Source organism: Streptomyces sp. NPDC006624, assembly GCF_040611555.1.
Lineage (GTDB): Bacteria > Actinomycetota > Actinomycetes > Streptomycetales > Streptomycetaceae > Streptomyces.
The window spans coordinates 36,593-57,231 of sequence record NZ_JBEXOM010000013.1 but is presented as its reverse complement, the minus strand read 5'-3'; the positions used below and the strand labels follow the sequence as shown (position 1 = coordinate 57,231).

General features: G+C 72.5%; 23 protein-coding genes and 1 tRNA gene. 16 read left to right on the top strand and 8 right to left on the bottom strand.

Going from position 1 to position 20,639, the window contains the following annotated elements:
- Positions 1-77 precede the first annotated feature (77 nt).
- The 3 genes from ABZY20_RS23435 (at position 78) to ABZY20_RS23425 (ending at position 3,240) form a co-directional block, all read left to right on the top strand.
- Positions 78-1,283, top strand: a complete 1,206-nt coding sequence (locus ABZY20_RS23435; RefSeq protein WP_356443476.1) for a DNA polymerase III subunit delta' — start codon at positions 78-80, stop codon at positions 1,281-1,283.
- Positions 1,284-1,420: 137 nt separating this feature from the next.
- Positions 1,421-3,058: an alpha/beta hydrolase gene (locus tag ABZY20_RS23430; RefSeq protein ID WP_356443475.1), complete on the top strand. Its 1,638-nt coding sequence runs from the start codon at positions 1,421-1,423 to the stop codon at positions 3,056-3,058.
- A gap of 108 nt (positions 3,059-3,166) precedes the next feature.
- A tRNA-Thr gene (locus ABZY20_RS23425) sits at positions 3,167-3,240 on the top strand.
- A gap of 239 nt (positions 3,241-3,479) precedes the next feature.
- On the opposite strand, the gene ABZY20_RS23420 is transcribed toward ABZY20_RS23425, so the two are convergent.
- Complete coding sequence (locus ABZY20_RS23420) at positions 3,480-4,007, bottom strand: hypothetical protein (RefSeq protein WP_356443474.1); 528 nt, start codon at positions 4,005-4,007, stop codon at positions 3,480-3,482.
- A gap of 375 nt (positions 4,008-4,382) precedes the next feature.
- Between ABZY20_RS23420 and ABZY20_RS23415 the strand changes: the two genes are divergently transcribed.
- A complete protein-coding gene (locus ABZY20_RS23415) occupies positions 4,383-5,276 on the top strand; it encodes a glycosyltransferase (RefSeq protein WP_356443473.1) in 894 nt (297 codons plus the stop codon).
- Positions 5,277-5,323: 47 nt separating this feature from the next.
- Here ABZY20_RS23415 and ABZY20_RS23410 read toward each other — a convergent pair whose 3' ends face one another.
- Together ABZY20_RS23410 and ABZY20_RS23405 are read right to left on the bottom strand one after the other, a co-directional pair.
- Positions 5,324-7,003 carry a bifunctional 3'-5' exonuclease/DNA polymerase gene (locus ABZY20_RS23410; RefSeq protein WP_356443472.1) on the bottom strand — a complete coding sequence of 560 codons (1,680 nt, stop codon included), beginning with the start codon at positions 7,001-7,003 and terminating at the stop codon, positions 5,324-5,326.
- A gap of 84 nt (positions 7,004-7,087) precedes the next feature.
- Positions 7,088-7,831 carry a Clp protease N-terminal domain-containing protein gene (locus ABZY20_RS23405; protein ID WP_356443471.1) on the bottom strand — a complete coding sequence of 248 codons (744 nt, stop codon included), beginning with the start codon at positions 7,829-7,831 and terminating at the stop codon, positions 7,088-7,090.
- Between the two features lie 308 nt (positions 7,832-8,139).
- Between ABZY20_RS23405 and ABZY20_RS23400 the strand changes: the two genes are divergently transcribed.
- Positions 8,140-9,249 (top strand): DUF2786 domain-containing protein, encoded by a 1,110-nt coding sequence (locus ABZY20_RS23400; RefSeq protein ID WP_356443470.1) that lies wholly within the window; start codon positions 8,140-8,142, stop codon positions 9,247-9,249.
- A 7-nt stretch (positions 9,250-9,256) separates the two neighbouring features.
- On the opposite strand, the gene ABZY20_RS23395 is transcribed toward ABZY20_RS23400, so the two are convergent.
- From ABZY20_RS23395 to rpmB, 4 genes are all read right to left on the bottom strand, one after another.
- A complete protein-coding gene (locus tag ABZY20_RS23395; protein WP_356443469.1) occupies positions 9,257-9,793 on the bottom strand; it encodes a DUF4232 domain-containing protein in 537 nt (178 codons plus the stop codon).
- A gap of 155 nt (positions 9,794-9,948) precedes the next feature.
- Positions 9,949-10,479 carry a hypothetical protein gene (locus tag ABZY20_RS23390; RefSeq protein ID WP_356443468.1) on the bottom strand — a complete coding sequence of 177 codons (531 nt, stop codon included), beginning with the start codon at positions 10,477-10,479 and terminating at the stop codon, positions 9,949-9,951.
- Positions 10,480-10,937: 458 nt separating this feature from the next.
- Positions 10,938-11,243, bottom strand: a complete 306-nt coding sequence (rpsN, locus tag ABZY20_RS23385) for a 30S ribosomal protein S14 (protein ID WP_356443467.1) — start codon at positions 11,241-11,243, stop codon at positions 10,938-10,940.
- Positions 11,243-11,479 (bottom strand): 50S ribosomal protein L28, encoded by a 237-nt coding sequence (gene rpmB / locus ABZY20_RS23380; RefSeq protein WP_356443466.1) that lies wholly within the window; start codon positions 11,477-11,479, stop codon positions 11,243-11,245. The genes rpsN and rpmB overlap by 1 nt, the downstream gene beginning before the upstream one ends.
- A 65-nt stretch (positions 11,480-11,544) precedes the next feature.
- On the opposite strand from rpmB, the gene rpmG reads away from it, so the two are divergent.
- From rpmG to ABZY20_RS23355, 5 genes are all read left to right on the top strand, one after another.
- Positions 11,545-11,709 (top strand): 50S ribosomal protein L33, encoded by a 165-nt coding sequence (gene rpmG, locus ABZY20_RS23375; RefSeq protein WP_333932256.1) that lies wholly within the window; start codon positions 11,545-11,547, stop codon positions 11,707-11,709.
- A gap of 2 nt (positions 11,710-11,711) precedes the next feature.
- Positions 11,712-11,960 carry a type B 50S ribosomal protein L31 gene (locus ABZY20_RS23370; protein ID WP_031115921.1) on the top strand — a complete coding sequence of 83 codons (249 nt, stop codon included), beginning with the start codon at positions 11,712-11,714 and terminating at the stop codon, positions 11,958-11,960.
- Between the two features lie 3 nt (positions 11,961-11,963).
- Entirely contained in the window at positions 11,964-13,190 is a 1,227-nt protein-coding gene (locus tag ABZY20_RS23365; protein ID WP_356443465.1) for a GTP-binding protein, read from the top strand.
- A gap of 6 nt (positions 13,191-13,196) precedes the next feature.
- The gene (rpsR, locus tag ABZY20_RS23360; RefSeq protein ID WP_356443464.1) at positions 13,197-13,430 is read left to right on the top strand and encodes a 30S ribosomal protein S18; all 234 of its coding nucleotides are present in this window, start codon (positions 13,197-13,199) and stop codon (positions 13,428-13,430) included.
- Positions 13,431-13,973: 543 nt separating this feature from the next.
- Complete coding sequence (locus ABZY20_RS23355; protein WP_051648637.1) at positions 13,974-14,192, top strand: DUF397 domain-containing protein; 219 nt, start codon at positions 13,974-13,976, stop codon at positions 14,190-14,192.
- 92 nt (positions 14,193-14,284) lie between these two features.
- Here the strand turns inward: ABZY20_RS23355 and ABZY20_RS23350 are convergent, their stop codons facing one another.
- The gene (locus ABZY20_RS23350) at positions 14,285-14,779 is read right to left on the bottom strand and encodes an ATP-binding protein (RefSeq protein ID WP_356443463.1); all 495 of its coding nucleotides are present in this window, start codon (positions 14,777-14,779) and stop codon (positions 14,285-14,287) included.
- Positions 14,780-15,142: 363 nt separating this feature from the next.
- Between ABZY20_RS23350 and ABZY20_RS23345 the strand changes: the two genes are divergently transcribed.
- The 6 genes from ABZY20_RS23345 (at position 15,143) to ABZY20_RS23320 (ending at position 20,622) form a co-directional block, all read left to right on the top strand.
- Positions 15,143-15,967, top strand: coding sequence for a helix-turn-helix transcriptional regulator (locus tag ABZY20_RS23345; RefSeq protein WP_356443610.1), 825 nt, complete (start codon positions 15,143-15,145; stop codon positions 15,965-15,967).
- 74 nt (positions 15,968-16,041) lie between these two features.
- A complete protein-coding gene (locus ABZY20_RS23340; protein WP_356443462.1) occupies positions 16,042-17,505 on the top strand; it encodes an aldehyde dehydrogenase family protein in 1,464 nt (487 codons plus the stop codon).
- Positions 17,506-17,616: 111 nt separating this feature from the next.
- The gene (locus ABZY20_RS23335) at positions 17,617-18,165 is read left to right on the top strand and encodes a DinB family protein (protein ID WP_356443461.1); all 549 of its coding nucleotides are present in this window, start codon (positions 17,617-17,619) and stop codon (positions 18,163-18,165) included.
- Positions 18,166-18,189: 24 nt separating this feature from the next.
- Positions 18,190-18,831 (top strand): PadR family transcriptional regulator, encoded by a 642-nt coding sequence (locus tag ABZY20_RS23330; RefSeq protein WP_356443460.1) that lies wholly within the window; start codon positions 18,190-18,192, stop codon positions 18,829-18,831.
- A 73-nt stretch (positions 18,832-18,904) separates the two neighbouring features.
- Entirely contained in the window at positions 18,905-19,864 is a 960-nt protein-coding gene (locus ABZY20_RS23325; RefSeq protein WP_356443459.1) for an ATP-binding cassette domain-containing protein, read from the top strand.
- Positions 19,861-20,622 (top strand): ABC transporter permease, encoded by a 762-nt coding sequence (locus tag ABZY20_RS23320; protein WP_356443458.1) that lies wholly within the window; start codon positions 19,861-19,863, stop codon positions 20,620-20,622. Before ABZY20_RS23325 ends, ABZY20_RS23320 begins: the two co-directional genes overlap by 4 nt.
- Positions 20,623-20,639 lie beyond the last annotated feature (17 nt).

Genomic DNA, 20,639 nt, shown 5'->3' with positions numbered 1-20,639 from the left:
CGCACACCGGCACTGTCAGTGCCCACCCGCACAATGGAACCCGCACCGCGAAACATGACGGAAGGGCGGCGTGACCCATGACCGTGTGGGACGACCTCGTCGGGCAGGAGAGGGTGAGCGCGCAGCTGGACGCCGCCGCCCGGGACGCCGACGCCCTGGTCACCGCGGCCACCGCCGCCGCCCCGCCGCCCGAGGCGTCCCGGATGACGCACGCCTGGCTGTTCACGGGCCCGCCCGGTGCCGGGCGGACCCAGGCGGCTCGGGCGTTCGCGGCGGCGCTGCAGTGCGTCAGCCCCGACCGGGCCCTCGGCGGCGCCCCGGGCTGCGGCTTCTGCGACGGATGCCACACGGCGCTGGTGGGCACCCACGCCGACGTCACCACCGTCGCCGCGGTCGGCACGCAGATCCTCGCCGACGACATGCGCGACACCGTCCGCAAGTCGTTCACCTCGCCGGCGAACGGCCGCTGGCAGGTCATCCTCGTCGAGGACGCCGAGCGGCTGAACGAGAAGTCGGCCAACGCGGTCCTCAAGGCCGTGGAGGAGCCCGCTCCGCGCACGGTCTGGCTGCTGTGCGCCCCCTCCATCGAGGACGTCCTGCCGACCATCCGCTCCCGCTGCCGCCACCTGAACCTGAGCACGCCGTCGGTCGACGCCGTCGCCGACATGCTGGTGCGCCGCGAGGGCATCGAACCGGACGTGGCCGCGGCGGCGGCCCGCGCGACCCAGGGCCACGTCGACCGGGCACGCCGCCTGGCCACCGACCCGGCCGCGCGTGAGCGCCGTGCCGCCGTCCTGCGGCTGCCGCTGCGCGTCGAGGACATCGGCGGCGCGCTCAAGGCGGCCCAGGAGCTGGTCGACGCGGCCTCCGAGGACGCCAAGCAGCTCGCGGAGGAGACGGACTCCAAGGAGACCGAGGAGCTGAAGGCCGCCCTCGGCGCCTCCCAGGGCGGACGCATGCCGCGCGGCACGGCAGGCGTGATGAAGGACCTGGAGGACAAGCAGAAGCGCCGCCGGACGCGCACGCAGCGCGACAGCCTCGACCTCGCCCTGACCGACCTCACGTCCTTCTACCGGGACGTCCTCGCCCTGCAGCTCGGCTCCCGCGTCGCCATCGCCAACGTGGACGCGGAGGACGCCCTGGAGCGCCTAGCCCGCGGCAGCTCACCGGAGGCCACGCTGCGCCGCATCGAGGCGGTCGCCGCCTGCCGCGACGCCCTCGACCGCAACGTGGCGCCCCTGCTCGCGGTGGAGGCGATGACCATGGCCCTCAGAGCGGGCTGACGGCGGGCACGAGCCGGCCGGGCGGCGAGGCGAGACGTCGGCGAGAACGCACGGGCACCGGGTTGACGCCGTAACTCGTACGAGGCACGCCCCGCACGCACGGCGTTCATCCCGTCGCCCAGAGTTACGCTCACTGGATGTACACAAGGCGCTCCCCCCGCACCGCCTCCGGCTCCTCCCCGCGCCCCGGCGGCCTCCACCGCAGGACACGGAGCACGGGCCGGACCGCGGCCGGCCTCCTCGCCGTGGCCGCGCTGCTCGTCTCCGCCTGCTCCTCCGGAAGCCCGACGACGTCCGCGGCCTCCGCGGCGGCCCAGGAGGCGGCCCTGGCCGCGCTGCCCCGGGCCACACCCGCGGCGCTGTCGTCGTACTACCGGCAGAAGCCGGCCTGGCGCGGCTGCGGTGTGCCGGGCTTCGAGTGCGCCACCGTCAAGGCGCCGCTCGACTACGCCGAGCCGTCCGCCGGTGACGTGCGGCTCGCCGTCGCCCGCAAGAAGGCCACCGGCCCGGGCAAGCGGCTGGGCTCACTGCTGGTCAACCCGGGCGGACCGGGCGGCTCGGCGATCGGCTACGTGCAGTCGTACGCCGGGATCGGCTACCCGGCCGAGGTGCGTGCCCGCTACGACATGGTGGCGGTCGACCCGCGCGGCGTGGCCCGCAGCGAACCCGTCGAGTGCCTGGACGGGCCGGCCATGGACAGGTACACGCAGACGGACAGCACCCCCGACGACGCGAACGAGACGGACGGGCTGACGGCGGCGTACCGGACGTTCGCCGAGGGCTGCGGCGCCGACGCTCCCGAGCTGCTGCGGCACGTGTCCACGGTGGAGGCGGCCCGCGACATGGACATCGTCCGGGCGGCGCTCGGCGACGGGAAGCTGAACTTCGTCGGCGCCTCCTACGGCACGTTCCTCGGCGCGACGTACGCCGGGCTGTTCCCGGAGCGGACGGGCCGGCTGGTGCTGGACGGCGCGATGGACCCGTCGCTGCCCGCCCGGCGGCTGAACCTGGAGCAGACGGCGGGCTTCGAGACGGCGTTCCGGTCGTTCGTGAAGGACTGCGTACGGCAGGCCGGCTGTCCGCTGGGCGGCAGGGGCACCCCGCCGGAGAAGGCCGGCCGGAACCTCAAGGCGTTCTTCGAGAAACTCGACGCACGGCCCGTGCCCACCGGGGACGCCGGCGGCCGCAGGCTCACGGAGTCGCTGGCCACGACCGGCGTGATCGCGGCCATGTACGACGAGGGCTCCTGGGAGCGACTGCGCGAGGCGCTGACGTCCGCGATGCGGGAGAACGACGGCTCCGGGCTCCTGGTCCTGTCCGACAGCTACTACGAGCGGGACGCCGAGGGCGCGTACAGCAACCTGATGTTCGCCAACGCGGCCGTCAACTGCCTGGACCTGCCGCCCGCCTTCGACACCGCCGACGAGGTGCGCAGGGCCCTTCCCGAGTTCGAGAAGGCGTCCCCGGTCTTCGGTGAGGGCCTGGCCTGGGCGTCCCTGAACTGCGCGTACTGGCCCGTGCGGGCCACCGGCGAGCCGCACCGCATCGAGGCGAAGGGCGCGGCGCCCATCGTGGTCGTCGGCACCACCCGCGACCCGGCGACCCCCTACCGCTGGGCGCGGGCCCTGGCCGGCCAGCTCTCCTCGGCGCGCCTGCTCACCTACGAGGGCGACGGCCACACGGCCTACGGCCGGGGCAGCTCCTGCATCGACCGCACGATCAACGCCTACCTCGTCCGCGGCACCCCGCCGCAGGACGGAAAGCGCTGCTCCTAGCGGCCCCGCCCGGCCCCGGAGGGACCACCTCCGGGGCCGGTACGGAGCACCCCCGGAAACTGTGTAGACTTACCGACGTTGCTGATCGCACCATAGTGCGGACAGCGCGCCGCCTTAGCTCAGATGGCCAGAGCAACGCACTCGTAATGCGTAGGTCTCGGGTTCGAATCCCGAAGGCGGCTCTTCCGAAGCCCTAGGTCAGATGCATCTGACCTAGGGCTTCTCCTGTTGCGAGGCGCTGTCGGGCCGACGCAGCCGTCCATCGGGTGACTCCGGAAGCCGTCGCGGAGATCATCATGGAAGCGGCGAGCCGGCGCTGAGGGGACATCGGACGAGCAGCCCGGCCAGGCGCTCGTGACCGCCAGGACGCTCCCTGATCAGCCTCGCTGAACGTACGCGAGCCCTCGCACCGCAGCCCTCGCTATGGATCATCGTCATCGACGGGTTCAGGCTCGCGGGTGTAGGCGAGGTCAAGGACGTAGCGTTCGGTGACGGGGCAGTTGTCCCAGGCTTCGGTGAGCTGGTCTTCCGGGGAGTCGTTGGTGAACTGGTCGAGGGTTGTGTCGTAGTAGTCGGCTGCTGCTTGGCGGTTCTGCCACCAGGCGTGGCCTTCATAGACGCCGGGGCGGGGCAGGGTGATCTCGTCGGCGGGCCCGTATTCGAGTTGGTTGACGACGAGGATGCCGGTTTCGGACTCGATGCTGACGGGGACTTGGCCTTCCGCATCGGCGGGCGGGGTCGGCGGGTCGTCCCAGACGCGGATGGTGACCTCGACGTCGATGTCGGGTTGCAGACTGCGGAGGTACAGGTGGTAGCCGTTGCCGGCCACCACCTGTATGCGGGCAGCGGCCATGGCGTCGTCGTCGCTCAGGTAGGCGTCGGCGTCGTACACCTCGACCACGCGGCGGGCCGGTGTGGCCTTGCATCTGTATTCGGCCAGGAGCGCCATGAGGCCTTGCCCTTCTGCCAGTTGGTGATCTTCATGTAGAAGGCGTCGCCGTCCAGGATCCGGTTGAGGGTGTACATCTCATCGAGCCTGCGGCCGCCGGTCTCGTTGTCGTCGCCGTCGATCAGCCGGACGCAGAAGCGATCGAGATGGGCCTGTACGCGGAAAAGACGGGGAAGACGACTCACACTTACGGTCCCTGCTGGTCGGAGCTGACCACCAGAGGGCGACGGCGATCCATCCGGTTCCGGGTGCATGGAGCCGTTCGTCCCCATCGCTGTCGGGCTCGTCATGCGCGGCGTACGTGAGGTGGCTTCGCCGTGAACGGATAGCATCGCCCGTCGATCCGTCAGTTGCCGACCGGGACGAGGTGAGGACATGGGGGCGCCCAGGATCGCCGTCGCCGTGGTGACCATGGGCAATCGGCCCGAGGAGGTCGACGCCCTGCTGCGCTCGGTGGCCAAGCAGGACGTGCCGCCGGAGCGGATCGTCGTCGTGGGCAACGGCTGCCCGCTGCCCGAGTTCGCCGAGCGGCTGGGGCTGCCGGGGGAGGTCACGCCCGTCGAGCTCGACGAGAACCTGGGGTGCCCGGGCGGGCGCAACGCGGCCCTCGCGCGGCTGCGGGAGTTCGGGGACATCGACGTCGTGGTGGACCTGGACGACGACGGTCTGCTCGTCGACGCCGATGTGCTGCGGCGGGTACGGGACCTGTACGCGGCCGACGGCCGGCTCGGCATCGTCGGCTTCCGCATCGCCGACGAGCTGGGGGAGACGCAGCAGCGGCACGTGCCCCGGGTCGGCAACTCCGACCCCCTGCGGGGCGGGTACGTCACCGGGTTCCTCGGGGGCGGGCACGCCCTGCGGATGGCGATGCTCGACGAGATCGGCGACTGGCCCGCGGAGTTCTTCTTCGCGCACGAGGAGACCGACCTCGCGTGGCGCGCGGCCGACGCCGGCTGGCGGATCCTCTACGCGCCCGAACTGCTGCTCCAGCACCCGAAGACCTCGCCCGCCCGGCACGCCATCTACTACCGCGTGAACGCCCGCAACCGGGTCTGGCTGGCCCGCCGCCGGCTGCCCGCCGCGCTCGTCCCCGTCCACCTTGGCGTCTGGGTGCTGCTCACCCTCGCCCGGAACCGGTCGGCCGCCGGGCTGCGGGCGTGGTGCGGCGGGTTCCTGGAGGGCGTGCGGGAGCCGGCGGGGGAGCGGCGGCCCATGCGCTGGCGCACGGTGTGGCGGCTCACCCGGCTGGGGCGGCCTCCGGTCGTCTGACCGGCAGACCGGTCACCGGTCGCACGCCACTCCCCGCGCAGCGGCGGCTACTTGGCGTCCGCATAGCACTCCACCACCGCCGTCGTGAACGGGAACCGCACCGGTGTCCGGCCGAACGTCAGCCGCCCGGCGAGGGCCGCCGCCTCGCGGATCGCCGTGACGACCGTCTCGGTCTCCTCCTCGGGGCAGTGCACGATCACCTCGTCGTGCTGGAAGAAGACCAGCTCCGCAGCCATATCCGCGCAGGCCCTGCGCAGCGCGGCGAGCAGCAGCAGGGCCCAGTCGGCGGCGCTGCCCTGGACGACGAAGTTGCGGGCGAAGCGGCCACGGGCGCGGGCGTTGGTCGAGGCGTAGCCGGGCACCCACGGCCGGCTGTCGTCCTCGGAGAGGGGAATCCCCGCTTCCTCCACGCTGTCGTCGGTCGCCCCGGCGGCCGGGGGGCAGGTGCGTCCCAGCCACGTCCGTACGAGCCGCCCCTCCTCACCGGCCCGGGCGGCCTCGTCGACGTAGGCCACCGCTTGCGGGAAACGGCGTCTGAGCGCGGCGAGGTTCTTCAGGCCGTCGCCGGAGGTCTGGCCGTAGACCGCGCCGAGCACGGCGAGTTTGGCCTGGGCGCGGTCGCCGGAGAAGGCGCGGTCGGACACGGCCTGGTAGAGGTCGGTCTCCCGGCCGGCCACCTCCATCAGCCCCGGGTCGCGGGAGATCGCGGCGAGGACGCGCGGCTCCATCTGGTCGGCGTCGGCGACGACGAGCCGCCAGCCCGGGTCCGCGATCACGGCCCGCCGGATCACCTTCGGGATCTGCAGCCCGCCCCCGCCGTTGGTCACCCAGCGCCCGGTCACCGTGCCGCCCGCGAGGAACTCGGGTCTGAACCGGCCCTCGCGCACCCAGTCCTGGAGCCAGGACCAGCCGTGCGCGACCCGGATGCGGTACAGCTTCTTGTACTCGATGAGGGGCTTCACGGCCGGGTGGTCGACGGACTCGAGCTCCCAGCGGCGGGTCGAGGAGACCTTGATGCCGGCCCGGGCGAAGGCCTTGACCACGTCGGCCGGCAGGTCGGGCCGGACGCGGTGGCCGAACGCGGCGGAAACCTCGTCGGCCAGTTCGGCCAGGCGTCGGGGCTCGCCGCCGCCCGCGTACCGCTCGCCGAGCAGGTCGTGCAGCAGGGCGCGGTGCACGTCGGCGCGCCAGGGCAGCCCGGCGCGGTTCATCTCGGCGGCCACCAGCATGCCCGCCGACTCGGCGGCGGTCAGCAGCCGCATCCGGTCCGGGTGTTCGGCCCGCTCGTGCCGGCGTTGCTGCTCGGCGTAGACGGCGAGGAGGTCGGTCAGGGGCAGCGGGACGCCCTGCGGTTCGAACAGCGAGGACTGCGCGCCCGGTTCGGCGGAGCGCGGCGGCGGATCGGGCGGTACGGGACCGCCGCGCAGCCGGGCCAATGCGGCCGCGGCCGAGCGTGGTTCCCCGTACCGCCCCTCGTGGCCGAGCAGGAGCGTCTCGGCGGCCTCGATGTCGTAGCACCGCTCGACTCGCACCCCCGTGGCGAGCAGACGCGGGTAGACCTCGGCGGTGGACCGCCACACCCACCGCGTGACGCCGGGACGGCTCCGCACGGCCTCGGCGGGATCCGCCTCCCGCCGCACCGGCCCGGCGGGCAAGCCGTCCGGACCGAGGGGAGCGACGTCGACGCCGCCGTCCTCGGCCGGAGCGAGCGCCCACCGGTCGGTCATGCGGTGAGTCTGCCAGGGGGGTCTGACAACGCCCCCGCCGCGCGACGGGCGGAGGCGGGCCCGGAGGGCCGGCCCCCGCCGGGCTCAGGTCTCGTCCAGTACGTCCTTCTGCGCCTGCGCGAACTTCTCCAGCACCCGGGCGACGAACTGCTCGGTCCGCTCCTTGCCGATGCCGAGGCCGCTGAGGACGCCCTCGCCGTTCTCGTGCTCCAGCAGGGCGAGCAGGACGTGCTCGGTGCCGATGTAGTTGTGGCCGAGGCGCAGCGCCTCGCGGAAGGTGAGCTCCAGGACCTTCTTGGCGGCCTGGCCGTACGGCACGAGCTCCGGCGGCTCCTCGACGGCCGGCGGGAGCGCCGCCGCGGCCGCCTCGCGGACCGCGTCGAGGGTGACGCCCTGGGCGGTGAAGGCCTGCGCGGCCAGTCCCTCGGGCTCGGCCAGCAGACCGAGGACCAGGTGCTCGGGCACGCCCTCGGCGTTGCGGGCGGCCTTGGCCTCGTTGTGCGCGGCCATCACCGCGTTGCGGGCGCGGGGGGTGTAGCGGTTGAAGCCCTGTCCGGGGTCGAGGTCGGACGACTCCTTGGGCACGAACCGCTTCTGCGCCGCCTGCCGCGTGACGCCCATGCTCCTGCCGATGTCGGTCCAGGACGCCCCGGACCGCCGGGCCTGGTCGACGAAGTGGCCGATCAGGTGGTCGGCGACCTCACCGAGGTGATCGGCGGCGATCACCGCGTCCTGGAGCTGCTCCAGTGGTTCCTGGTGAACCTTCTTGATCGCCGCGATCAGATCGTCGAGGCGCACGGATGACGTGATGCTGGGGTTCGTCGTCATACTGTCAACCGTAGGTTGCGCCCGGGGAGGTGTCAACCGTGAGTTGACAGTTGCCCGCCGGGTCGCCGGTCGGGCGCGACGCAGAGCGCGACGACCGCGATGCCGGGGAGTGGGACGAGGCGGGCCGTGGGGAGGGCGGAGGAGGCGGCGACTGCCCGTCCGTGCCGCGTGACACCCCCGCGCGGCCCGTCCGTGTCGAGGGAGACCCTCGCGCGGCCCGTCCGTGTCGAGGGAGACCCTCGCGCGGCCCGTCCGTGCCGAGGGAGACCACCGCGCGACCCGTTCGTGCCGCGTGACACCATCGCCGGGTGAGTACGTCCACCACCGTCGGCCGCGCGTTCGAAGCCGCTCTGTACGAGACCGGCGAGACGGCCCTCGACACCGGCGCGTCCCTGCTCGCCTCCGACCCGTCGGCGGACGGGGAACTCGCGCGGCGGGGCAGGGAGTTCGTGGCGGCGCTCTGGCGGCGGGGCTGGCAGCCGGCCGATGCCGTGCGGATCGTCCGCCGGGAGCTGGACGACGTCCACGTGCTCCTCGTGGCGGCCCTGATACGCGCGCAGGCGCCCGGCGACCGCCCCCGGGGCCGCCGCTGGAGCGCCCAGCTGGCCGAGCTGCCCGCCGGCGACCCGCCCCGCACGGACCGTTTCTCGCACGCCACCGCCGTACTGGAGCTGTACCGCCTGCTGCTGCGCCTGCCCTCCCTGGAAGCCCTGGACGAGACGGCGCAGCCCTCTGGGCGGGCGAGGACCGAGTCGCGCATGCTCACCCGCATCCGTGCCCTGCTCGCCAAGGCGGAAGCGACCGGGTTCCCGGAGGAGGCCGAGGCGCTCAGTGCCAAGGCGCAGGAGCTGATGGCCCGGCACAGCGTCGACGAGGCCCTGCTCGCGGCCCGGGCACCCTCGCCCGAGACGCCCGGCGCCTGCCGGATCGGTGTCGAGCCGCCGTACGAGCAGGCCAAGGCGGTGCTCCTGGACGCCGTCGCCACAACCAACCACTGCCGGGCGGTGTGGAACGAACCCCTCGGCTTCTCGACCGTCGTCGGCTTCGAGACCGACCTTGAGGTGGTCGAACTCCTCTACACCTCGCTGCTGGTGCAGGCCACCACCGCGATGACGAAGGCGGAGGCCGCCCAGCGCGCCGGGGGCCGCAAGCGCACCAAGACGTTCCGCCAGTCGTTCCTCGCGGCCTACGCCCACCGCATCGGCACCCGCCTGGCGGCCGCCGCCGAGACCCCGGTGACCCAGGACCTGCTTCCCGTCCTCGCCTCCCGGGAGGTCGCCGTCACCGGACGGCTGGACCGCATGTTCCCCGAGACGACCACGACCCGGCTGCGCGGCGTGAGCGACGCGGCCGGCTGGACGGAGGGCGCGCAGGCGGCGGACCGGGCCCGGGTGGAGCACCGGCCGCCGCTGCGCTGACCTGCCGTCAGCCGGCTGCGGACTCGAAGCCGCTGACCGAGGCGTCCGGCTCGCCGCCCTCGCCCTTCAGGGCGACCTCGCCGTACGACCACGCCAGCTCGTGCGTGGTGGACGTGGCGCCGGGCAGGGCGAACGTCGCCTTCCGTACGGCAAGGCTCCGCGCGGAGTCCGCCTCGCCGCGGACGTAGGTGATCGTGAAGGACGTGGTGGCGCCCTTCACGAGGGTGAGCGGCTCCGCGGCGGCCGGCTGTTCCGCCGTCACGGACGCCGTCCTGTCGTCGGCGGCCAGGGCGACCGCGGGGAAGCCGTCGAGGGTGCACCGGGCGCCGCGGTTGGTGAGGGTGACGGTGACGTTGCCGGTGTCCCCGGCGGCCGGGGCGGCACCGGCTCCGACCTCCACGCCCAGGTCGGCGAGCACACAGGCCGCATCGCCGGGACGGTCCGCGTTCTTGCCGTCGTCTGCGGCGTTCTCGGAGTCGTTGCAGGCGGTCAGCAGGAGCGTGGCGGCGAGGGCGGCGGCCAGGGTGAGGGGAAAGGTGCGCATGAGGTCCTCTGGGCGTGGTCAGCGTGGTCAGCGGGGTGACCGTGAGTGGCGTGTGGCGTGTGGCTCCTGGATCATCACGCACGCGCACGCCGCAGGGGCACGCGCCCCCTGCCAGTCCCTCGAACGCCGCACGGGCCGGGCCGCGCGGAGGCGGGTTACTGCGTTTCGAGACCGGCCGTCGGCAGACCGGTAGGCAGCTTGCCGCCCTCCGCCTTCGTGTACGTCTCCTCGCCGAGGCCGCCCTCCCAAGTGACCTTGAGACTGCTGCCGGTCACGGAGCCCACGGTGCCGGTGGCCCGCTTCTCGGAGCCGTCCGTGCACTTCAGGCGGATCGTCCGGGTCCCGGACTCCTCGCCCGCGGTGCCGCTGCACACACTGCCGCCGGTGGCGAACAGCGCGGCCTGCTTGCCGGTGACCATCAGCGCCACGGCCTTGCCGTCGGTGGTCGCGATCCAGCTGCCCTCCAGCTCGCCGGAGCCCGACCCGGCGGAGCCGGAGCCGGAACCGGAACCGGAGCCGCCGCCCGTTCCGGCGGACGCCGAGGCGGACGGGGCCGGGCTCGACGCGGACTCGTCCCCCGAGTCGCCGTTGCCGTCGCCGCTGCACGCGGTCAGCGCCAGCGCACCCACCAGCCCCGCGGCCGCCGCCACGACGCGCACGGCGCCGGTGCGACGCCAGAAGGTCACCGAAGTCACTGCAAGCCCCCAAGCTGTAGCCGACCGACCCTGGCCGGAACGATCGCAGCAAGCTACCAGGGCCCGTCAAGCCCCCGACCCCCGGAGATCGTCCCCGGATCGCGGCCTGCAAGGGCGCGGCCCCCGGGAGCCTCGGCCGGGGCGGGGCGCAAGAGAACCCCCGTTGCGGAAACCGAGTACGGAACCCCGGAAACCCCACACGGCGGCTCCCCTCACACGGAAGAACCAGCCGATCCCCTCACCACGCCGCGACCACACCCCCGAGAGCCCCGCCCCTGCGAACCGGGAAGACCCCGAACTCGGCAAGCCCTCGAACTCGGCAGGCCCTCGAACTCAACAAGCCCCTGGGCTCAGCAACCCCTCGAACTCGGCAAGCCCTCGAACTCGGCAAGCCCCCGGGCTCGGCAAGCCCCCCGCCAGCCGAACTCAGCAAGCCCCGCCGGGAGCACTCACCAGGAAGACTTCCGCACCCCGGGCAGATACCCCGCATGCGCCTGTTCCCGCAGGCTCACCCGGGACAGCCCGAACGCCCGGAAGTACCCGCGCGGACGGCCGTCCACCTGGTCGCGGTTGCGGACGCGCGTCGCGCTCGCGTCGCGCGGCTGCCTGCGCAGCTCCTCCTGGGCGGCCAGCCGCTCCGCCTCCGTCGAGGACGGCCTGCGGATGATCTCCTTCAGCTCGGCCCGCCGGGCGGCGTACCGGGCGACGATCTCCTGCCGCCTGTCGTTCTTCGCGATCTTGCTCTTCTTGGCCATCAGACCCTCACTCCCCGGGCGCGGATCCGGGCGACGGCCGCCTCGATCCCGATCGTGTCGACCGTCTTGATCCCCCTGGCGCTCAGCCGGAGGCGGACGTACCGGCCCTCGCTCGGCAGCCAGTAGCGCTTGGACTGGATGTTGGGGTCGAACCGGCGTGACGTGCGCCGGTGGGAGTGCGAGATGCGGTTGCCGAAGCCCGGCTGTGCGCCGGTCAGCATGCAGTGCGCGGACATGGGTGGTGACGTACCTCTCTGCCTCAGGCGATGTAAATGGAATTCATTTTCAGTAGCATAGCGGCATGGCACGCAACGAACTCCGGCCGGTCATCAAACTCCGGTCCACAGCCGGGACCGGCTACACCTACGTGACCCGCAAGAACCGCCGCAACGATCCGGACCGGCTGACCCTGCGCAAGTTCGACCCGGTCGCCGGCCGCCACGTCGACTTCCGAGAGGAGCGCTGACCATGCGCCAGGGAATCCACCCGGAGTACGGCCCCGTCGTCTTCCGCGACCGCGCCGCCAACTACGCCTTCCTCACCCGCTCGACCATGACGAGCGAGAAGACGATCGAGTGGGAGGACGGCAACACCTACCCGGTCGTCGACGTCGAGATCTCCGACGTCAGCCACCCCTTCTACACCGGCACGGCCCGCGTCCTGGACACCGCCGGACGCGTGGAGCGCTTCGAGCGCCGGTACGGAAAGAAGGGCTGACCCGTGGCTGACCATCCCGGGCTCCCCGTCGTGATCGTCGGCGGGCTGCACGCCGACGCCCGCAAGGAGGCCGTGGCGCGGCTGCTCGCCGACGTGCCCGGCAGTGTCGTCCTCCACCACGACCTGGCGACGGCCGCCGCCGGCACGGTCGTACGGACGATCCGGGACGCCTCCGGCCTGCTCGACGCGGGCGAGGCGCCGCTCGTCAACGACTGCGCCTGCTGCGCCCTGCGCGAGGACCTGGTGCCGGAGCTGGAGCGGCTGCGGGACGCCGGCGGCACCCGGCTCGCCGTCGTCGAGCTGTGGGACTCCGTCGAGCCCAAGGCCATGGCCGAGGTCGTGACGGCCGGCGGTCTCACCGTCACCGGTGTGATCACCGCCGTCGACCCGGCCCTGGTCCTGCCCTACCTCGCCAACGGCGACGACCTGGCCGACGGCGGTCTCGCCGCGGCCGCCACCGACCAGCGCACGGTCGCCGACACCTTCGCGCGCCAGCTGGAGTACGCCCCCGTCCTCGCGATCGCCGACTCCCCGGAGGCCGACGACGAGGACCGCGAGCTGCTCGCCCAGCTGCACCCGACGGCCCGTCTGGTCCCGATCGGCCCCGACGGCCCGGCCGCGGGGCGGGCGCCCGGCGACCCGGTGGACGCCGGGGGCGGACTCACCGTGCCCGCCCCGCGCCGGGGCCCGCTGCCCGCCCTGGCCCAGGCGGCCCTGGCCGGTTTCGACGTCGAGGCGGCGGCCGCCGCCCAGCACCCGGCCTGCGCCCTGCTGCCCGCCGAGGCCGACGCGCACGGCGTGTCCACCCTGGTGTGGAACCGGCGCCGCCCTTTCCACCCGGAGCGGCTCTACGCCGCGCTGGAGGACCTGACCTGCGCGGCGGCCCGCAGCCGCGGCCGGTTCTGGCTCGCCGACAAGCCTGACACGCTCTTCCACTGGGACGCGGCGGGCGGGGCCCTGTGCGTGGAGAGCGCCGGGCCGTGGCTGGCCTCCCTGCCGGACGCGGCCTGGGAGATGGTCCCGCCGGTGCGCCGGGCCGCCGCCGCGCTGGACTGGCACCCCGAGCACGGCGACCGCTGCCAGCACCTCGTCTTCACCTCGCCCGGCCTCGACCGGGACGGCCTGGAGCGGCTGCTGGAGTCCTGCCTGCTCACCGACGCCGAGTACGCGGCCGGGCGCGACGCCTGGCAGCGGCTGCCGCACGCCTTCGACACCCTCCTGGAGGTCTGACCCGAGATGCCCCGCAAGCCCGAGCGCAAGCCCGCGAAGAACCGGCCCAACCCCCTGGACCAGGCCAAGATCACGTACATCGACTACAAGGACACCGACCTGCTGCGGAAGTTCATCTCCGACCGCGGCAAGATCCGCAGCCGCCGCGTCACCCGGGTGTCGGCCCAGCAGCAGCGGCAGCTGGCGAAGGCGATCAAGAACGCCCGGGAGATGGCGCTGCTGCCGTACACGAGCCGCTGAGGCCGGGGCGTCCCCCGTGAGAGGTTCCCCACGTTTGCCGCGTGGGGGACCTCTCCGTGTGCCCGGCACCGGTCGACGGTCCGCCGGCTCCCGGCCGCCGACGCCGCCTCCTGCGATGGTCCGAGCCGGTCACCGGACCGAAGGATGACGCACCGGTCGTGCACCCGGCCGATTTCTCCCTGCTCCCCCGAGGCCCCCGCCGCTTCCGCATGCGGCCCTCCGGCGCGCCTCGCAGCCGCACAGCCGCCCGCCCCGGCGCCGAGCGGACGCTCCGCCTCCACCGGACCTCCGCCGAACCCCGACGACTTCACCCCCGGCCGCGGGGAACGCGCACAGGGGGAAGGTCGTCAAACAGTCAAGGACTTAGGGCCGAACGGGTCTTCGCGGCTGTAACCGGAGGGCCACCCCCCGTGCACGTGCATCTGCCCATGCGTCTGCACATGAACAGGGTTATGATCCGGGTCAGTTGACCGCTGCATCAATGGCCACACCAGCCAGTGCACCACCGGGGAGCGACCTGTGGACCACGACGTGTACAACGGTATGGCGGCCGCCAGGCTGCGCGGTGTGGCCTGGCAGAAGAGCCGGCACAGCAATTCGCAGGGGTCGTGCGTGGAGTTCGCCCGGCTGCCGGGCGGTGACGTCGCCGTCCGCAACTCCCGCTTCCCCGACGGCCCCGCACTGGTCTACACCCGTGCGGAGATCGAGGCGATGCTGCTCGGCGTGAAGGACGGCGAGTTCGACCACCTCGTGGGCGGCTGACGGTCCCTCCGGCCCCGGCGATACCGGGGCAATGAGGACGGCGTGCGCGGTGACGCGCGTAGAACCGCGGCGCGAGGAAGCGCCGCGGTTTCTCATGCGCCGTCCGGCCGGTTCCCGGTGCGCGGCAGCCGGAACAGCGCCCAGACCACCTTGCCGCTGAGCGCGCCCGCGAGCGGGTGCCAGCCCCAGCTGTCGCTGAAGGAGTCGACCAGGAACAGTCCGCGGCCCGACTCGGCCGAGAAGTCGTCGGTCTCCCGGGTCACGGGACTGTCGTGACTGGGGTCGCGCACCGCGCACACCAGCCGCTCGGTCCAGCGCATCAGGTGCAGCCGCACCGGGGGCTCCTGCCCGCGGCAGCGCGCGGATTCCGCCGGCAGACCGTGGCGCAGGGCGTTGGTGACGAGTTCCGAGACCACCAGGCAGACGTCGTCGAACCGGTCGCCCATCTCCCACTGGTCGAGCGTTCCGCGGGTGAACTGCCTGGCCTCGCGCACCGCTTCGTAGCGGGCGGGCAGTGCACAGGAGGCGGCGTCGGACACGGCCGCGGGATCCAGCGGCGGAAGGCCCTGCCGTAACGGCTCGAGCATGGTCGATCCATTCGTCCCCATGCGAGGCACTCCCGGGAATTCGCGGTCGGTGCGATGCAGCGGTGGTGCGGGACCATGGTTTCGGATGCGTACAGCAGATGCAAGGGCAGATGCACGTGCAGGTGACCGGAATAGGACGTCCCGTACCGCTTGTTGGTCAATTTTTCCGTCATCCTCGTGCCGTCCTGCGTCCGTTCGGCGGCCGATTTCTGAACACGCCTGCGTGCGCCGGCCGTCCCGATTCCGTTTCTGTAACCGGACGAGTACTGCTCGGAGTGTTTTAGTGGCAGACTTCGGGCCCTGAAGACGTTGGGGAGGCTGGCGAACGTGAGCGCGGGAGAGCCGGGATCGGTGGTGCGGCGCATGCTGCTCGGATCACAACTGCGGCGACTGCGTGAGGCGCGGGGCATCACGCGCGAGGCGGCGGGCTACTCGATCCGCGCCTCCGAGTCGAAGATCAGCCGGATGGAGCTGGGCCGGGTGAGCTTCAAGACCAGGGATGTCGAGGACCTCCTGACGCTGTACGGCATCACGGACGAGCAGGAGCGCGCCTCCCTGCTCTCCCTGGCCAAGGAGGCCAATGTCGCGGGCTGGTGGCACAGCTACTCGGACGTGCTGCCCAGCTGGTTCCCCACCTATGTCGGCCTGGAGGGCGCCGCCTCGCTGATCCGGGTGTACGAGGTGCAGTTCGTGCACGGCCTGCTGCAGACCGAGGCGTACGCGCACGCCGTCGTCCGGCGGGGCATGCAGGGCGCGAGCGAGGCCGACGTCGAGCGGCGGGTCGCGCTGCGGCTGGAGCGGCAGAAGTACCTGGTCGCCGAGAACGCCCCGGACTTCCACATCGTCCTGGACGAGGCCGCCCTGCGCCGCCCCTACGGCGACCGCGAGGTGATGCGCGGCCAGCTCCAGCACCTCATCGAGATCTCCGAGCGGCCCAACGTACGGCTGCAGGTCATGCCGTTCAGCCTCGGCGGGCACTCCGGCGAGAGTGGCGCGTTCACGATCCTGAGCTTCCCCGAGTCCGATCTGTCGGACGTCGTCTACCTGGAACAGCTCACCAGCGCGCTCTACCTCGACAAGGCCGAGGACGTCGCCCAGTACGAGCGGGCGCTCAAGGAGCTCCAGAGCGACAGCCCGGGCCCGTCGGAGAGCCGGGATCTTCTCCGAGGACTCCTCCAACTCTCGTAGGACACAAGTACGATGACGTGTGATCAGATCGTGAAGGCGCGATCAGAGGTCTGTCAGGGATCGAGGGGTCACACATGTCGTCGTCCTACTTCACCGACCTAGCACGGCAGTACATCGACGGTGAGTGGCGCCCGGGCAGCGGTTCCTGGGACATCATCGACTTCAACCCGTACGACGACGAGAAGCTCGCGTCGATCACCATAGCCACGGCCGACGAGGTCGATCAGGCGTACCGGGCGGCCGCCCGCGCCCAGAAGCAGTGGGCCGCGACCAACCCCTACGCCCGCCGCGCTGTCTTCGAGAAGGCCCTGCGGCTCATCGAGGAGCGCGAGGCGGAGATCTCCGAGGCGATCGTCGCCGAGCTCGGCGGCACGCGGCTGAAGGCCGCCTTCGAGTTGCACCTCGCCAAGGAGTTCCTGCGCGAGGCGGTGCACCTGGCGCTGGCGCCCGAGGGCCGGATCATCCCCTCCCCGGTGGACGGCAAGGAGAACCGCGTCTACCGCGTGCCGGTCGGCGTCGTGGGCGTGATCAGCCCCTTCAACTTCCCGTTCCTGCTGTCGATCAAGTCGGTCGCCCCGGCGCTCGCGCTCGGCAACGCCGTGGTGCTCAAGCCGCACCAGAACACGCCGATCGTCGGCGGCGCCCTGGTCGCGAAGATCTTCGAGGACGCGGGGCTGCCCGGCGGACTGCTGAACGTCCTCATCACCGACATCGCGGAGATCGGCGACGCCTTCATCGAGCACCCGGTCCCCAAGGTCATCTCCTTCACCGGCTCCGACCAGGTCGGCCGGCACGTGGCCACCGTCTGCGCCCGGCTGTTCAAGCGCTCCGTGCTCGAACTGGGCGGCAACAGCGCGCTGGTGGTCCTCGACGACGCCGACCTCGACTACGCGGTCGACGCGGCCGTCTTCAGCCGCTACGTCCACCAGGGCCAGGTCTGCATGGCCGCCAACCGCGTGCTGGTCGACCGGTCGGTCGCGGACGAGTTCACCGAGAAGTTCGCCGCCAAGGTGAGGACCCTCAAGACGGGCGACCCGCGCGACCCGGAGACCGTCATCGGCCCGGTCATCAACTCCTCGCAGGCCGACGCGATCGCCGGCGTGGTCGAGCAGGCCCTCGCCGAGGGCGCCACGGCCCTGGTGCGCGGCGGGCGGACCGACAACCTCGTCGAGCCGTCCGTGCTGACCGGCCTGCCCGCGGACTCGGCGCTGCTGCGGCAGGAGGTCTTCGGCCCGGTCGCCTTCGTCGTCCCCTTCGACGGCGAGGAGGAGGCCGTCCGCCTGGTCAACGACACCCCCTACGGCCTGAGCGGCGCCGTGCACACAGGGAACATCGAGCGGGGCGTGGCCTTCGCCAAGCAGATCGACACGGGCATGTTCCACGTGAACGACGGCACGGTCCACGACGAGCCGATCGTCCCCTTCGGCGGCGAGAAGCACTCGGGCATCGGCCGGCTGAACGGCGACACGATGCTGGACGCCTTCACCACGACCAAGTGGATCTCGGTGCAGCACGGGCGCAGCGGGTTCCCGTTCTAGACCCGCGTCACCCGGCGGACCCTTGCGGACCCTTGCGGACAGCACCTGACCGCAAGGGTCCGTAGTTTCGTCTTCGTCAGGCAGTGAACCCCAGACGAAAGGCGGCCCGACATGGTGACGCACGTGGGACCCGAGGCACCCGGTGACGAGCGCGGAGCGCTGCTGTCCTTCATCGCCGAGCAGCGCGGCGGCATCCGGCGGGCGGTGCTCGGGCTCGACGACGAGCAGGCGGGCTCCCGGCCCACCGTCAGCGAGCTGTCCCTGGCCGGACTGGTCAAGCACGTCGCCGAGGTGGAGCAGGGCTGGATCGCCCGCGCCAAGGGCGAGCCGCCGGCCGTGCAGCGGGACGAGTCGAACTGGCACGAGTGCTTCCGGCTGACCGGCGACGAGACGCTTCAGTCCTGCCTGGCGTACTACGAGAAGGTGGCCGCCGAGACGGAGGCGTTCATCCGCGCGGTGCCCAGCCTCGACGACACCTTCCTGCTGCCGAAGACGTCCTGGAACCCGAAGGACGAGCGGCTCTCGATGCGCTGGCTGTGCCTGCACCTGATCCGCGAGACCGCGCGGCACGCCGGCCACGCCGACATCATCCGCGAGTCGCTGGACGGCGCCACCGCCTTCGAACTGGTGGCGAAGGAGCAGGGCAGCTCCTGGGGCTGACCTCGCCCGTCCTACGCTGGCCCCATGTCAGCGATCCGTCTCCTCGTGCTCGGCGCGGTCCGCATGCACGGCCGCGCCCACGGCTACCAGGTGCGCAACGACCTGGAGTACTGGGGCGCGCACGAGTGGTCCAGCGCCAAGCCCGGCTCGATCTACCACGCCCTGAAGCAGATGGCGAAACAGGGGCTGCTGCACGCGCACGAGATCGCCCCGTCCACGGCCGGCGGCCCGCCGCGCACGGAGTACGAGGTCACCGAGCGGGGGAGCGAGGAGTACTTCCGGCTGCTGCGGGAGGCGCTGGTCACCTACGACCAGCGCGGGGACGTCAAGACGGCGGCGGTCGGCTTCGTCGTCGACCTGCCGCGGGCGGAGGCGGTCGCCCTGCTCAAGGAGCGCACCCTGCGGATCGAGCAGTGGCGGGCCTCCGTCCTGGAGCACTACGTGCCGGAGGAGGGGCCGGAACAGCTCGGGCACATCGGCGAGATCATGAACATGTGGGTCCACACGGCCGACTCCGAGGCCGAGTGGACCCGCGGCCTGATCGAGCGGATCGAGGGCGGCGCCTACACCTTCGCCGACGAGGGCGATCCGTTCGTGGGCGTCCTGGCGCAGGGCGAGGAGAACCCGTACGCGACGGGTGAGCGGCACCCCGGGGACGACCTCTAATCAAGTTTGACCAATGCGGGAGGCGGGGGTATCTTCGTCCACGTAGTCAAGTTTGACTAGCGAGGGAGTGTCTGTGGCCGGCACGGCGATCACCGTCGAAGGCGCACGCAAGAAGTACGGCGGAAAAGGGGGCAGGTACGCACTGGACGGGCTCGACCTGACGGTCGCGCGGGGCACGGTGCACGGGGTCCTGGGCCCGAACGGCGCGGGCAAGACCACGCTCGTGCGGGTCCTGTCCACGCTGCTGCGGCCCGACGCGGGCCGGATCGAGGTGGCCGGGCACGACGTGGTGCGCGAGCCGTACGCCGTGCGGCTGCGCATCGGGCTGCTCGGCCAGCACGCCGCGCTCGACGAGGAGCTGGGCGGCCGGCAGAACCTGGAGCTGTTCGGGCGGCTGCACCACCTGGGTGCGCGGCGGGCACGCGCGCGTGCGGACGAGCTCCTGGAGCGCTTCGGCCTCGCCGGCACCGGCCGCAAGGCGGTACGGCAGTACAGCGGCGGCATGCGGCGCCGTCTGGACCTCGCGGCCTCGCTGATCACCGAACCGGAGGTGCTCTTCCTGGACGAGCCGACCACCGGCCTCGACCCGCGCGGCCGGGCCGAGGTGTGGGACTCCGTCCGGTCCCTGGTCGGCGGCGGTACGACGGTCCTGCTCACCACCCAGTACCTGGAGGAGGCCGACCAGCTCGCCGACCGCATCTCGGTCGTGGACTGCGGCCGGGTGATCGCCGACGGCACGGCGGACGAGCTGAAGGCGGCGACCGGCGGCGACCGCATCGACGTGGTCCTGCGGGACGCGGGCCGGCTGGACGCGGCCGTCGCCCTGCTGCCCCTCACCGGGGTCACCGTCGACCCGGACCGCCGTCTGCTCAGCGCCCCGGTGACCGACCGGATGACGGCGCTCACCGCGGTCGTACGGGCCCTGCGGGAGTCCGGGCTCGAAGCCGAGGACGTCGCCCTGCGGCGGCCGACGCTGGACGAGGTCTTCCTGCACCTCACCGGTGACGGCCACCGGGTGAAGGAGGCCGTGTGACCGCCCACGCCCTCACCGACTCCTGGACCATGACCCGCCGCGAACTCGCCCGCTGGGGGCGGCAGCCGGTCCAGCTCGTCGTCAACCTGGTCTTCCCGGTGATGCTGCTGCTGATGTTCGGCTACCTGGTCGGCGGCGGCCGGGGGGTGTCCGGCAGCTACCGCGACTACCTGATCCCCGGCATGCTCGCGCTCACCATGGCCTTCGGCCTGGAGGGCACGATGATCGCGGTCACCCAGGACCTCAACAAGGGCGTCATCGACCGCTTCCGCTCGATGCCCATGGCCAACGGGGCCGTGCTGGTGGGCCGTTCCGCCGCCGACATGCTCCAGTCCGCGGCGACCCTGCTGGTGCTGACCGGTGTGGGCCTCGCCCTCGGCTGGCGGGTCCACGGCGGCCCGGGCGCCTTCCTGGGGGCGCTGGGCCTGCTGCTGCTGTTCCGGTTCGCCATGCTGTGGATCGGCATCCACCTGGCCCTGGTGGCGGGCCGGCCCGAGATGGTCCAGGCCGTGCAGATCCTGGTCTGGCCGATCGGCTTCCTGTCCAACGCGCTCGCCACCCCCGACTCGATGCCCGGCTGGCTCGGCACGGCCGTCGAGTGGAACCCCATGTCCCACACGGCCACGGCCGTACGGGACCTGGTCGGCACCCAGGGCACGGAGACCGGGCACGTGTGGGCGGCGGTCGTCTGGCCCCTGGCCCTGCTGGCGGTGTTCTTCCCGCTGGCGGTGCGGCGGTTCTCGCGGCTCAGCCGGTGAGGGCCGGGGGCGTCAGC